The organism is Nitrosomonas sp. (assembly GCF_022842015.1).
GTDB lineage: Bacteria > Pseudomonadota > Gammaproteobacteria > Burkholderiales > Nitrosomonadaceae > Nitrosomonas.
Genome location: NZ_JALHQJ010000008.1, coordinates 44,385 through 57,482, shown reverse-complemented (window position 1 = coordinate 57,482; position 13,098 = coordinate 44,385). Strand labels below are relative to the sequence as shown.

13 protein-coding genes are annotated in these 13,098 nt (G+C 43.3%); 4 read left to right on the top strand and 9 right to left on the bottom strand.

Annotation, left to right across the window (positions count from 1 at the left end):
- The 5 genes from Q0C11_RS02655 to Q0C11_RS02635 form a co-directional block, all read right to left on the bottom strand.
- Positions 1 to 212, bottom strand: a 212-nt coding sequence (locus Q0C11_RS02655) for a hypothetical protein (RefSeq protein ID WP_293005499.1), incomplete at its 3' end; no start/stop codon positions are given.
- A gap of 37 nt (positions 213 to 249) precedes the next feature.
- Positions 250 to 885 (bottom strand): ABC transporter substrate-binding protein, encoded by a 636-nt coding sequence (locus tag Q0C11_RS02650; RefSeq protein WP_293005497.1) that lies wholly within the window; start codon positions 883 to 885, stop codon positions 250 to 252.
- Positions 863 to 1,999 (bottom strand): glycosyltransferase, encoded by a 1,137-nt coding sequence (locus Q0C11_RS02645; protein ID WP_293005495.1) that lies wholly within the window; start codon positions 1,997 to 1,999, stop codon positions 863 to 865. Before Q0C11_RS02645 ends, Q0C11_RS02650 begins: the two co-directional genes overlap by 23 nt.
- Before the next feature lie 54 nt (positions 2,000 to 2,053).
- Positions 2,054 to 3,172, bottom strand: a complete 1,119-nt coding sequence (hpnH, locus tag Q0C11_RS02640) for an adenosyl-hopene transferase HpnH (RefSeq protein WP_293005494.1) — start codon at positions 3,170 to 3,172, stop codon at positions 2,054 to 2,056.
- 489 nt (positions 3,173 to 3,661) lie between these two features.
- Complete coding sequence (locus tag Q0C11_RS02635; RefSeq protein ID WP_293005492.1) at positions 3,662 to 4,198, bottom strand: peptidoglycan-binding domain-containing protein; 537 nt, start codon at positions 4,196 to 4,198, stop codon at positions 3,662 to 3,664.
- A 189-nt stretch (positions 4,199 to 4,387) separates the two neighbouring features.
- Here Q0C11_RS02635 and Q0C11_RS02630 point away from each other — a divergent pair, with 189 nt between their 5' ends.
- Complete coding sequence (locus Q0C11_RS02630; protein WP_293005490.1) at positions 4,388 to 5,527, top strand: FAD-dependent oxidoreductase; 1,140 nt, start codon at positions 4,388 to 4,390, stop codon at positions 5,525 to 5,527.
- Positions 5,528 to 5,702: 175 nt separating this feature from the next.
- Positions 5,703 to 5,909: a hypothetical protein gene (locus Q0C11_RS02625; protein WP_293005488.1), complete on the top strand. Its 207-nt coding sequence runs from the start codon at positions 5,703 to 5,705 to the stop codon at positions 5,907 to 5,909.
- A 132-nt stretch (positions 5,910 to 6,041) separates the two neighbouring features.
- Here the strand turns inward: Q0C11_RS02625 and ssb are convergent, their stop codons facing one another.
- Positions 6,042 to 6,494 carry a single-stranded DNA-binding protein gene (gene ssb / locus Q0C11_RS02620; protein WP_293005486.1) on the bottom strand — a complete coding sequence of 151 codons (453 nt, stop codon included), beginning with the start codon at positions 6,492 to 6,494 and terminating at the stop codon, positions 6,042 to 6,044.
- A complete protein-coding gene (locus Q0C11_RS02615; RefSeq protein WP_293005484.1) occupies positions 6,495 to 7,877 on the bottom strand; it encodes an MFS transporter in 1,383 nt (460 codons plus the stop codon).
- Between the two features lie 66 nt (positions 7,878 to 7,943).
- Between Q0C11_RS02615 and uvrA the strand changes: the two genes are divergently transcribed.
- On the top strand, positions 7,944 to 10,763 hold the full coding sequence (gene uvrA / locus Q0C11_RS02610; RefSeq protein WP_293005483.1) for an excinuclease ABC subunit UvrA: 2,820 nt from the start codon (positions 7,944 to 7,946) through the stop codon (positions 10,761 to 10,763).
- A complete protein-coding gene (locus Q0C11_RS02605; protein WP_293005482.1) occupies positions 10,760 to 12,031 on the top strand; it encodes a glycerate kinase in 1,272 nt (423 codons plus the stop codon). Before uvrA ends, Q0C11_RS02605 begins: the two co-directional genes overlap by 4 nt.
- Here Q0C11_RS02605 and Q0C11_RS02600 read toward each other — a convergent pair.
- Both Q0C11_RS02600 and Q0C11_RS02595 read right to left on the bottom strand, forming a co-directional pair.
- The gene (locus Q0C11_RS02600; RefSeq protein WP_293005481.1) at positions 12,015 to 12,509 is read right to left on the bottom strand and encodes a DUF2806 domain-containing protein; all 495 of its coding nucleotides are present in this window, start codon (positions 12,507 to 12,509) and stop codon (positions 12,015 to 12,017) included. The two genes, Q0C11_RS02605 and Q0C11_RS02600, sit on opposite strands and share 17 nt — an antisense overlap.
- Positions 12,510 to 12,596: 87 nt before the next feature.
- The gene (locus Q0C11_RS02595) at positions 12,597 to 13,037 is read right to left on the bottom strand and encodes a hypothetical protein (protein ID WP_293005479.1); all 441 of its coding nucleotides are present in this window, start codon (positions 13,035 to 13,037) and stop codon (positions 12,597 to 12,599) included.
- Positions 13,038 to 13,098 lie beyond the last annotated feature (61 nt).

The following is a 13,098-nucleotide window of genomic DNA, read 5'->3' as shown; positions in this document are numbered from 1 at the left end:
GATTGTAGATACCGGATATGATTTGCGCGAAAAGGAACATCTTCGGAAAGCATATCGGTTGTATCCGTATGAACACCAAGATTGTTAACTATATAAAACGCGCCCAGTGTAACTACTACCAGTATGAGCAGAATAATCCAGATAGCGTAGCGATATGATATATCTGCCCAACGAGCAAAAAAACGATAACTTGAACTCAATGAACTAGTCACGTTTTATCAATCTCTTGGAAGAAAGAGATAAAAATCATTATGGGTTCTGTCGCGTCAGCGCAATCTTTTCCTTGAGCATTTCGATCAGCGCCTGAAAGCCATCCCGTTGCAGAATGGCTCGATATTCACCGCGTTTTATTGCTAGATCACTCACACCGTCAAACAGAATGTTAACGATACGCCAATCCCCTGCAACTTGATGCAACACATAATCAAAATTTACCGTACCGCCATCCGACTTGGTTAATTTACTACGCACCAACACTTGATCTCGCGGCAAGGCACGTTGCTCGATAATCTGAAATTGCTCACCCTCGTGCTGAACAAAACGCCCCGCATACGTTGCTATACTCAATTGACGAAAAGTTTCAACGATTAGATCTTGTTGTGCATTATCCAGCTGTGACCAATAAGTTGCGCCCAATATTGTCTTAATAATCAGATCAATATCATGGGTTTGATCAATGACAGGCTGCAAGTATTTGAAGCGCTCGTCGTAACTCAACTTTTCGCCTTCCCGCATAACATCGAGTAGAGATGATTGCAGATACACTACTACCTGTTCCGGATTACCTATTTCTGCATTGGATGAGCTCAATGCTGTAGGAATTGGTAGCAGCATCACCAAAATCAGATACCATCCTACCAATTTAAGTATTTGTTTTACTTTCATAGCGACGATCTTTCCACAAAGCGCGTTCCCCCCGCCAATACCGCAATGCTGACGTCCAAGTCATGGCAAGATACAAAACACCGATGACCGGCAAGGTAATCCCCCAAAGCGGGGAACGCTGATAATAAATTAAAGTAGGTAAATAAGTAAAAAACATAGCAGCCCATGCCAGAATACTCACTAGATAAATTTCCAAGTGAGACGAGAACATAAAAACAAAGGGCGCTGCCAAAAACATGGAAATCATGATCAATGTGCAGATAATAAGCAAAATGGGTGAATATTTTAATTGTGTATATGCAGTGCGCGCGACCATTTCCCAGATTGGCTTTAGTTCGTCATAGCCGCGATGACTACGCGCCCCATGGCTAAGCCCTATAAAAGTACGTAACCCAACACACTTAATATGCGCAGCCAAAGTACAATCATCAATCAACGCATCATGCAAATTGGCAAAAGCACCCGTGGTGCGCAATGCTTGTGTTTTTACCAAAATACATCCGCCTGCGGCGGCGGCAATGCGTGATTCCGGCTTATTTGCTAGCCCAAATGGGTATAACAGTTTGAAGAAGAAAATAAATGCCGGCATCAGTAAGCGCTCTACAAAATTATTCATAGGTGGCTTAGCCATAAGCGATACCAGCGCCAGATTCTCATTACACGCTTTTTGCTGTAATTCAAAAATAATTCCTGGGGTCAGTTCAATATCAGCATCCAGCAACAATGTATAATGTGTTCTAACTTCTCGTAACCCTTGTTCTAGCGCCCACAGCTTACCACTCCAACCCGCTGGCGGCGCAGTGCCCGACAACACTTGTGCTCCGCATTGCCTAGCCTGCTCTGCTGTATCATCGACGGACTGATCATCAATCACAATGACATGCATCTTCTCGCCTTGCGCTCTAACTCCACGCAATGTATGCCCGATATAAGAACCTTCATTTCGCGCTGGAATTAAAACGGTGATATCTTCACTCAGCGTTTCGCTGGAAACAACTTTTTCGTGTGTTAGTGTTTCGATTTTCTCGCAAGTACTCCAAGGACGCCATGGAAATAATGCCAACATCCACCAGCAAAAAGTGCCAAAAACAGACAGATAGAGTACTAACTCCATTAACATTCTTACTTACACTGTAATTTTAAAATGTAGAATCAGTACAGCCTCTATCTACTTATTAATAAATGTTACGGGTATCTCGGAGAGCTTTTTAGACGTTTTGTTTTCTCCTGTTGCCCATTTTGGTGTTGGTTCGGCAACCATAGGCCCTGATGTTCTAGGTCCCTTTAATGATGCAATCAGCGCCTTCCAGGGATGGCGCAAGGTATCTTCTACAGCTGTCGCTTCATATCCACAGTGCGCCATGCATTGCGCACATTTCGGATTATTAGCGGTTCCATACTTTTCCCAGGGCGTATCATCAAGAAGCTCCTTAAAGGTTTTTGCGTAACCTTCATCCGACAACAGGTAGCAAGGCTTTTGCCATCCAAAAACATTGCGCGTCGGATTACCCCAAGGTGTGCATTCGTAATCCTGATTACCAGCCAGATAATCCAAATACAATGCTGAGTGGTTCAAGCGCCATTTGCGTTTTAGTTTCTTACCCAACTCAAAGATACCGCGGAATAATATCTTTGTATCCTGGCTTTTAATAAAAACATCCTGCTGCGGTGCCTTCTCGTAACTAAATCCGGGAGCAATCGTTGCAGCCTCGACACCTAGCTCCATGGCATAATCCAAAAATTCAGCCACATCTTTCGGTGTCTCGCCTTGAAACAACGTGCAGTTTACCGTGACCCTAAACCCCCTACTTAACGCCAGCTTAATCGCCTCAACTGCACGATCAAAAACTCCCTCCTGACAAACTGAAGCGTCATGGCGTTCTTGCATGCCATCTAGATGAATCGAAAAAGTCAAATAGGGTGATGGCGTATAATCATCAATACGTTTTTTTAACAATAATGCATTGGTGCATAGATAAACATATTTCTTACGCTTAATAATACCTGCCACAATTTGCGGCATCTCTTTATGAAGCAATGGTTCGCCACCAGGAATTGATACCATTGGAGCGCCGCACTCATCTACAGCTTGCATGCATTCTTCATAGGAAAGGCGTTGATCAAGCACATCTTCGGGGTGTGCGATTTTTCCACAACCAGCACAAGCCAGATTACATCGAAACAACGGCTCCAACATCAGTACCAAAGGATATTTTTTCGCTCCTTTTAATTTCTGCTTGATCAAGTACGTACCTACCGCGATCTGTTGACGTAAGGGAACACCCATGAATAACCTCCAAAAGTACTTCAAAAACAATTTATTAACTATCTAACTTACAGTTAAGTATGAAACAAAACTGATAATCAGTCCGTCTTCCCTATTTATCAGCAAGCCATTCAAAACTATCTGCGCTGCGGTTAAAAGCAAGCTCACGATGCTCGTATATTAAGCATCAGCTGCGCGTTTCGCTTATTTTTCCTTGTATCGGCTACCTGAAAAGGTTTTCAATGATCCATTAAATGCACTAATACATGACAATAAAATTTGAAATGTTTTTGATAAAAACCCTCAAAACACAAATTTTCTTAATCTCAACCGCTATGCCTCTATATTTTAATCTGAAAGTACACTGAAAGTCAGTTTTTAACTATAGAACATGATTGCTTACTATAGCAAATATTTTTCAACTCACTGATTAATTATTGATATACACCAGTAAAAAACACCAAGAGCTATAAGATCTTGGTGTTTCTGAACTAACAAATTTGCTGCCTCTTAAAACTCAACGCCTAGCGCACGTAATGTCCGTTTGTCTATTTTCCCAGATGTGATGCCATTTTCTTTCTGAAATGCTTCAATCGCCGCTACAGTTTTACCGCCGCTCTTTCCATCAACTGGTCCAGGATTAAATCCAGCATCTACAAGCGCCTGCTGAATATCACGTGTCATTGCAGCATCAGGTTTTACGACATCATCACCGTCATCAATAACAGGCTCCGGCGCTTCGTTAACCTCAACGTCTGTACTTATAGTATCGACATCACTTTCTGCTGAATCCAAGGTTTGCAAACTTTGCACATCTTCAATCATGGCTGGTTCAGTGGGTACAAGTGCCGCAGATTCATATTCAGATTCAGATTCAGGTGCTGGTGCTTCTGCTGCTGCCTTATCTTCTTTAGCTGGTATTGGTTTTTTTTCGTAGATCGGCTTACAACCTATTAACAGCATTGCAGACAAAAAAAGAACAAGGCATGATGTTAATGTACTCGTTTTGATAAAATTCATTACTAATCCCCCAAAAATATTAAACAAATCGTTATGCTGCTTCTAGGCACTCGTACTGAATAAAATACTCTTTCAATTTCAATACAATACTCGATTCCCCTTCGAAGCCAAGCAACATACTTGTGATTTTACTTATCGCATTTTGTATTAACTTATAATGTTGCGGTGAGAACTATCACATTTTTCCAATAAGAACGCAACATAAAAAAGTTAATAATGATAGGCTTAACACAAAACATCAAGGATTTACTGCTGATCGGTGGTGGTCATAGTCATATCATTGCAATTAAACGACTAGCCATGAAGCCACTTACCAATGTTCGCATAACGCTGATCAGTAGCAATGTGCTGACACCCTATTCTGGCATGTTACCCGGACTCATTGCCGGACATTATGCACATGAGGATTGTCATGTCGATTTGCGAATACTCTGCCAATGGGCTGGTATAAAATTTATCCATCGCAAAGTTATGCATATGGATCCATCAAAAAAACAAATTGATTGCCAAGATAATCTCTCGTTACGTTATGATGTTTTGTCGATCAATGTAGGCTCGCAACCTGCGCTACACAGTATCCCCGGTGCAATTATTTATGGTTCCCCAGTAAAACCCATTAAACAATTTCTGCAGCAGTGGCAGCATTGGCTTACAACGCAGCAACGATCAAATCACCTGCAACGCATTGTCGTCGTTGGTGGAGGTGCCGCCGGGATAGAAATATTACTCGCCTTGCACTATAGATTGGCAAATACAACTGCTATCCGCGCCGAATTTACCTTGATTTGCGCTGATTCACGCATCCTTAATTCACACAACAAGAAAGTACAGAATTTTTTTCACCGGCACTTTAAAACGCTCGGAATCCGACTTATCCAGGGAAAATATGTAGTTTCTGCACTTGAATATCAATTAGTGCTTGATGACCATACACGATATGGCTATGATTTCCTTGCTTGGGCCATCCACGCAAATGCGCAGCCTTGGTTAGGAAAAAGCGGGTTGGCATGCGATCACAATGGCTTTATTCAGGTTGATGAATATCTTCGCAGCATTTCACACCCAGATATTTTTGCAACAGGCGATTGCGCTGCATTTACACCGATGCCCTTACCTAAAGCCGGTGTCTATGCAGTTCGTCAGGGACCATTTCTAGCCAAAAATATTTCGACGCAATTAGTGGGGCATGGCTCTCTTCAGCCTTACAAACCACAGCGATACTTCTTGAGTTTATTAACCACAGGAGAGCGCTATGCGGTTGCTTCTCGTGGGGCTTTCTTTGCACATGGAAAGTGGGTTTGGCTTTGGAAAAACTATATCGATCGCAGCTTCATAACAAGCTTCAATCTAAAATGATCATACGCAGAGATATCATCGGTACAAGCTGTATCAATCGCATTCTAATCAATAGGAACATAAAAGAATCATAACCCCAGGCTAAAGTTTGCTTTCTTTAAGTCGTTGAAACAGCCTCATTGCTGTTAACTAACTGACTAACCCTTTAATAAATAAAACTTACCTGGATGAAGCCATGAAAATTCTTGTTCATTTTAAATCTGGATTTAAGCAGACATTTATTGTTCCAAAATGTATGCTAGCACTCGAATTTAGAAATATGGCCAGGGAGATTGGTGGCAATATCGCCAGTATCGAATTCTCATTGCCTCCTAGTCGTCAAACCAATATAACTTCTGTCGAACTTCGGAATGGAGTGTCCCGCTTGCCTGATAAACGTTAACAGATTAAAACAAACTCCTCGTTGCAAACAACAAGGTTTAAGTACGCACCCAAAATACCGACTCTCAATCGGCTCGCACACTCCGAAATGAAGAATTAAACCTGAAACGATTGAGCATATTCAACCATTCGATTAAAATGGAATATCATCATCCATATCATCAAATCCGCTTGAACTTTTAGCTGAAGAAGATCGACCAGGGACCGAATTGCCTTCTTCTTGATCAGGAGCTGATTCAAAACTATCGCTTCCTGGTCGACTACCCAACATCTTCATATCGCTGGCGACAATATCAGTCGTATAGCGCTCCACACCATTCTTATCAGTCCATTTTCTGGTTTCTAATCTTCCTTCAATATAAACCGAACGGCCTTTCTTTAGGTATTCTCCAGCAATTTCGGCGAGCTTGCGATAAAAAGTTACACGATGCCATTCGGTTTTTTCCTGCTTTTCACCATTCTTGTCTTTCCAAATGTCTGTGGTGGCCAATGTAATATTAGTAACCGCATCCCCATTCGACATGTAACGAGTCTCCGGGTCTTTACCCAAATTACCAATGAGTATAACTTTATTGACTGAAGCCATTTATGTTTTCTCCCCAAGCAATTGAATTACCTTTTTTTCATCAAAGCCTTTCATGTCTACTTTCAGATAGGCCACTCTCTCATTAACAATAACTAATGCTTCATAGACACCGGGTATTGCTGCGAGCCGACGCGATAGTTCTCGTGATTGATCAATATCCATTTCATCCACAGGATACATCTTAGAACGCACGGCAGCAGGCGCTTTCATTGTTGCAGCCAATACCAGCCACACCATTAGTAATGATCCGCAGAACGTATATAACGCGTAACTTCCATACGTACCGAATAAATAACCACCCGCCGCCGCACCGGCAAAAGCCCCCAGAAACTGGGTACTACTGTAAACTCCGATCGCCGTTCCCTTTGCACCCACGGGTGCGATCTTGGAAATTAACGAAGGTAGGCTGGCTTCCAATAAGTTAAATGCCGTAAAAAAAACCAATAAGGCAATCGCTGTACCCCATAGTGAATCAAAGGTCATAGCCAACAATATCTGACCCATTAGCAAAATAGCAATTGCTGCAACAAATACATGCTTTAACTTGGCTTTCTTCTCAGAGTAAATAATTGCGGGGATAATGAAAACAATCGACAGCAATAAAACAGGCAAATAAATCTGCCAATGATCACCCGCCGCCATTCCGGCTTGCCGCAGAGTCAGCGGCACAACGAGCCAGAGCGCCATCAACGTGGCATGTAACGCAAAAATACCGTAATTTAAACGCAACAACTGCGTATTTTGCAATACACTTGCAAAGCTCGTAGATGATACTTCGGTATCGGAGTGAAATCTGCTGATATGCGGATCAGGAATGATTTTTTTCACCACAAGCATTGCAAGTAACGCCAGTATACCTGTCATGGCAAAAATTCCCGGCACGCCTATCCATTGATTCAAAATCGGAGCAGCAATCAGGGAAATGGCAAAAACTGTACCAATGGTCATACCGATCGTCGCCATCGCTTTAGTACGATGCTCTTCTCGCGTAAGATCCGCTGCGAGAGCCATGACTGCAGCCGAGATTGCGCCAGCACCCTGAATAATACGCCCCACTATTACCCAATAGATATCAACTGCGATAGCTGCGACCACGCTACCAATAGCAAATAGAATTAACCCCAGATATATGACGGGCTTACGTCCAATACGATCAGACAGCCAACCAAAGGGAATTTGCAATATAGCCTGCGTTAAACCATATGCACCTAGCGCAATACCGACTAACGTATAATTATCTCCGCCAGGCAAGTCCTCAGCATAAAAAGCAAACACCGGCAAAATGATAAACAGCCCAAACATACGCAAGCCATACACACCGGCCAAACCAATGGTTGCGCGCAATTCCTCCGGAGACATTTTTTCAGATGATGAAGCAGACATGAATCAGGTTGTTATATTTCTAAAAAGTTGGGTATATTAGCAGGTTGACTCATACTTAGATAGTTTATGGAATTCATAAAAATACGCGGTGCACGTACGCACAATCTGAAAAACATCCATCTTGATCTACCGCGTAACAAGCTTATTGTCATTACCGGGCTATCAGGATCAGGCAAATCATCGCTTGCATTCGATACGCTTTATGCGGAAGGCCAGCGTCGATATGTGGAATCTCTTTCGACCTATGCAAGACAATTTCTTCAATTGATGGAAAAACCGGATGTTGATTTGATTGAGGGACTCTCTCCCGCGATCGCTATCGAACAAAGGGCAACCTCACATAATCCACGGTCGACGGTAGGGACGGTCACTGAAATTCATGATTATTTGCGTTTGCTATTCGCTCGCGTGGGCGATCCTTTTTGTCCTGAACATAATATTGTTTTGACCGCACAAAGCGTATCGCAAATGGTGGATCATGTATTACAGCTACCACTCGACACACGCTTGATGATTCTTTCCCCGTTAATCGTGGAACGTAAGGGTGAACAAGCAGAATTATTTGATGAGCTGCGTGCGCAAGGTTTTGTTCGTTTGCGAATCGATGGCGAAGTTTATGAAATCGATGCACTGCCAAAGTTGCAGAAAACTCAGAAACATACCATTGAAGTGGTAATTGATCGCTTGAAGGTTTCCCCGGATTCTAAGCAACGGCTTGCTGAATCATTCGAAGTCGCGTTACGCCATTCCGATGGACGCGCTTTGGCACTTGAGATAGATAGCTGCCATGAACACCTGTTTTCAGCCAAATTCAGTTGCCCGGTGTGCAGTTACTCGTTGTCGGAAATGGAGCCCAGATTATTTTCTTTTAACAATCCATTAGGTGCCTGCAATAAATGCGATGGCTTGGGGCAAATTACTTTCTTTGATCCAGCACGTGTCGTAGCATTCCCTCACTTGTCACTGGCTGCCGGCGCGGTGAAAAACTGGGACCAGCGCAATCAATTTTATTTTCAGTTACTAAAAAGTCTCGCAACACATTACCATTTTGATCTGGAAACACCATTTGAGAAACTGGATGAAGCTATTCGCAACATTATCCTTCATGGTTCAGGTAAAGAGAAAATACATTTCTCCTATCTAACAGAAGGCGGTCGCAAGCGGCAGGAAACTCACCCTTTTGAAGGGATCATCCCCAACCTGACACGTCGCTATAAAGAAACCGAATCTCAAGCTGTGCGAGAAGAACTAGCCAAATATCTTAATGCGCAAACTTGCCCAGAGTGCCAGGGTACACGCTTGTGCCAGGCTGCGCGTCATGTGCATGTTGCAGGGCAGGCGATTTATCAGATCAGCGCTTTTCCACTAAAAAAAGCCAAGCAATTTTTTGATCACATCGAGTTATCAGGTCACAAGCAATCAATTGCTGAGCGTATTATCAAGGAAATTTCCAACCGCTTACAATTTCTCAACAACGTAGGATTAGATTACTTATCTTTGGACCGCTCCGCGGATACGTTGTCCGGCGGTGAATCTCAACGTATCCGATTGGCCAGTCAAATCGGTTCCGGCCTAACGGGCGTCATGTACGTTTTAGATGAACCTTCCATCGGTTTACATCAACGCGATAATGGTCGCCTGCTCGACACACTCAAGAAACTACGTGATCTGGGTAACAGTGTCATCGTGGTTGAACATGATCAAGATGCCATACAGATTGCAGACTATGTTGTGGATATGGGACCAGGGGCCGGTGAACACGGCGGGCTCGTTGTTGCTCAAGGCACGCCACAGTCTATCCGGGAAAATAATGCTTCTCTGACGGGTAAATTTCTATCCGGCAAATTATCAATCAAGATACCGGAAAAACGTCATTCTCCCGCCAATGATCGAACGCTCCGAATTGATGGCGCCACTGGAAACAATCTCAAAAACGTTACTCTGATTCTCCCGATAGGTCTCTTTGTCTGCGTCACTGGAGTTTCGGGATCCGGCAAATCCACGCTTATTAATGAAACGCTACATCGCGCGGTAGCTCGCCATCTTTATGGCAGCAATGCTGAACCGGCGCCCCATCAGCACATCGAAGGCCTGGCCTTTTTCGATAAGGTTATCAATATGGATCAAAGCCCGATTGGCCGTACGCCGCGCTCCAATCCCGCAACTTATACTGGGCTGTTCACTCCGATTCGGGAATTGTTTGCTGGCGTACCTCAAGCACGCGAACGCGGCTATGCGCCCGGTCGGTTCTCATTCAATGTCAAAGGTGGTCGATGCGAAGCTTGCCAAGGTGATGGTGTAATTAAAGTAGAGATGCATTTCCTTCCAGATATCTACGTTACCTGCGATGTATGCCATGGCCATCGATATAACCGCGAGACCCTGGAGATTCAGTATAAAGGCAAGAACATCAACGAGATCCTGAAAATGACGGTGGAAAATGCATTTGAATTTTTCAGCGCAGTACCAGTGGTCGCGCGCAAATTACATACATTGCTGGACGTGGGCCTCGGTTATATCACCTTGGGACAATCCGCCACAACACTCTCCGGCGGTGAGGCACAGCGAGTAAAACTGTCTCTGGAGCTTTCCAAGCGCGACACAGGCCGGACCTTGTATATTCTGGATGAACCCACGACTGGCCTACATTTTCAGGATATCGATCTACTTCTGAAAGTATTACACAGACTGCGTGATCATGGTAATACTGTGGTAGTCATCGAACATAATCTGGATGTTATCAAAACAGCCGACTGGATTATTGACTTAGGCCCGGAAGGTGGAGATGGTGGCGGATGTATTATTGCAGAAGGTACGCCGGAAGCAATTGCGGGCAATAAAAACAGTTTTACGGGTCACTATTTGCAATCCATGCTGGCAAAATGAATCCGTGCAATCATTTACTGGAAAGCTTCGCAGTAACTGTCAAAACTGCCGATCCTTCTCACATCATTCCGCTGCATCTTCCTCATCCCCCTCGAGGTCGCACACTCGTTGTTGGCGCTGGCAAAGCATCTGCTGCAATGACAATGGCGGTTGAGAATGCTTGGCCCGCTGCTGCTCAGATCAATGGTTTAGTTGTCACTCGCTATGGGCATACATTACCCACGCAAAAAATCAAAGTTGTTGAAGCGGGCCACCCGATACCGGATGAAAATGGTGAGCAAGCAGCGCAAGAAATTCTCGCAGCAGTTCAAACATTAGAATCCGAGGATTTATTACTTTGTTTGTTCAGCGGCGGTGGATCCAGTCTGCTATCTTTTCCAATCGAGGGCATTTCATTGCAAGATCTCCAAGCAGTCACCCAGCAGCTATTGCGATGCGGAGCAAGTATCCGGGAAATTAACACTGTTCGCAAACATTTATCCGCGATCCAGGGTGGTAGGCTTGCTGCCGCGTGCCAAGCTCCCATACTGGCTTTAATTATTTCCGATGTTACCGGAGATGAAGTAACCCATATCGCTTCCGGTCCCTGTTCCCCCGACCCATCCACGTTTGCTGATGCGCTTGCTGTACTTGATCGTCATCATTTGAATGTGCCAGAAACGGTACGACAATTACTATTGGCGGGTAAAGAACGCGTTATCGCTGAGACACCCAAGCCTGGTTCTCCCATCTTCAACCAAGTCGAAAACAGAATTATTGCAAATGCTCATCAATCCCTGGCTGCAGCTGCAAATTACTTCCAAGAACACGGGATCAACACTTTAATACTTGGTGATACAGTAACCGGAGAATCTCGGGAAATTGCCAAAAGTTATGCCGCATTGGTCAGAGAAATAAAACTATATCCGCAAGCGCTAAAAACACCTTTGGCTCTGTTATCGGGCGGTGAAACAACTGTCACCTTAAAAGGGAATGGCCGAGGGGGGCGCAATTCTGAGTTCTTATTGTCATTATTAATCGAACTCTCTGCGCTTGATAAAGTATATGCATTGGCATGCGATACGGATGGATTAGATGGCACTGAAAACAATGCTGGAGCACTCATCACGCCGGATTCTCTGATTCGTGCAAATAGACTTAATTTGGATCCTGTATCGTTCTTATCGAATAACGATGCCTATACGTTTTTTCAGCAATTAAATGATTTAGTCATTACTGGCCCCACGCATACCAATGTTAATGATTATCGCGCTATCCTGGTACTCTAATCGCACACACGTGGCCAACCACATCAGGTTTCCGATTGCGGTCAATTTGAATTGATGACAAAATCAATCCTTGTTCAAACCATCTGCGAATGACGTATTCATAAAACTGCTGATTCCTGATCACTGGAATGGTTAAAGCTAACTCTTTACCGCGCGCTGTGAATAATACTTGCCCCAAGTCCAAAAAATTATTCTCATTGTTCTGAAAACCTATTTTAGTCGGCTTATCGCAATAAAAAAGTCGCGTATGCTTTCCAAATCCTTTTTTTACAAAGCCTCCGCTTTCAAATGCAATTAAGCCGATGCTTTCGAGATGTTTTAATACTGACAGAGTAATTCCTTGCCTTGAATAAACTTCATCCTCCACGTCAAAAATAAGCGGCAATGATTCGCCTTGCACCCATAAAAATTGACATAACGCCACAAAAATGTGCTTATCTTTTTGCGTTAAATCGAATTGCACATTTAAATCATCCATCGGCAACGCTCTTTTGTTTGCACGATCTCTTCCATAAATAATGAATCGATCGATTTCATTGATGGCTGGATCATCTTCACCGACAAGCTATTTTTCTGATTTTTCCTCTGTTTTTTTTGAGTTCTTTACTTCAGCAACTGACTCTGCCCCCCCTACATCTGTTGATTCTAAACGATCAGCTTCATTTTCCTGCACATTTGTTTTATTTTTTGATTTTGGCGTATCTTTAATCTTGCGAGACTTAATTTCTCTATTAATTTCACCAAGGAATGCGACATTATCTTTCCGTTGCTTTTCACTTTTATACCATGATGCACACGTAATAGTACCCATAATTATTAACAAGATGCTCAATACGTCAATTCCATCAAAAAAAATAAATACAACGCCTGTTGAAACTGCAAATGCACCTAATATGGCTGTAAATAGCCACATCTTAGAACCAGAACCATTGCTTCGTTTGTTCCAGGATTCAAGATTATCGCGTGTAGAAACAAGCTCTTCATCAGTCCATTTTTTCATACTCATATTTGAGAATCCTCCATAATCATCAATCGATATTTAGAAACAATAGAGATTCATTATATTT

Bases quoted from the DNA above. Each gene is read 5' to 3' on its own strand.
- Q0C11_RS02650 (WP_293005497.1), bottom strand. From the start codon at position 885: ATGAAAGTAAAACAAATACTTAAATTGGTAGGATGGTATCTGATTTTG.
- Q0C11_RS02645 (WP_293005495.1), bottom strand. From the start codon at position 1,999: ATGGAGTTAGTACTCTATCTGTCTGTTTTTGGCACTTTTTGCTGGTGG.
- hpnH (WP_293005494.1), bottom strand. From the start codon at position 3,172: ATGGGTGTTCCCTTACGTCAACAGATCGCGGTAGGTACGTACTTGATC.
- Q0C11_RS02630 (WP_293005490.1), top strand. From the start codon at position 4,388: ATGATAGGCTTAACACAAAACATCAAGGATTTACTGCTGATCGGTGGT.
- Q0C11_RS02625 (WP_293005488.1), top strand. From the start codon at position 5,703: ATGAAAATTCTTGTTCATTTTAAATCTGGATTTAAGCAGACATTTATT.
- ssb (WP_293005486.1), bottom strand. From the start codon at position 6,494: ATGGCTTCAGTCAATAAAGTTATACTCATTGGTAATTTGGGTAAAGAC.
- Q0C11_RS02615 (WP_293005484.1), bottom strand. From the start codon at position 7,877: ATGTCTGCTTCATCATCTGAAAAAATGTCTCCGGAGGAATTGCGCGCA.
- uvrA (WP_293005483.1), top strand. From the start codon at position 7,944: ATGGAATTCATAAAAATACGCGGTGCACGTACGCACAATCTGAAAAAC.
- Q0C11_RS02605 (WP_293005482.1), top strand. From the start codon at position 10,760: ATGAATCCGTGCAATCATTTACTGGAAAGCTTCGCAGTAACTGTCAAA.
- Q0C11_RS02600 (WP_293005481.1), bottom strand. From the start codon at position 12,509: ATGGATGATTTAAATGTGCAATTCGATTTAACGCAAAAAGATAAGCAC.
- Q0C11_RS02595 (WP_293005479.1), bottom strand. From the start codon at position 13,037: ATGAGTATGAAAAAATGGACTGATGAAGAGCTTGTTTCTACACGCGAT.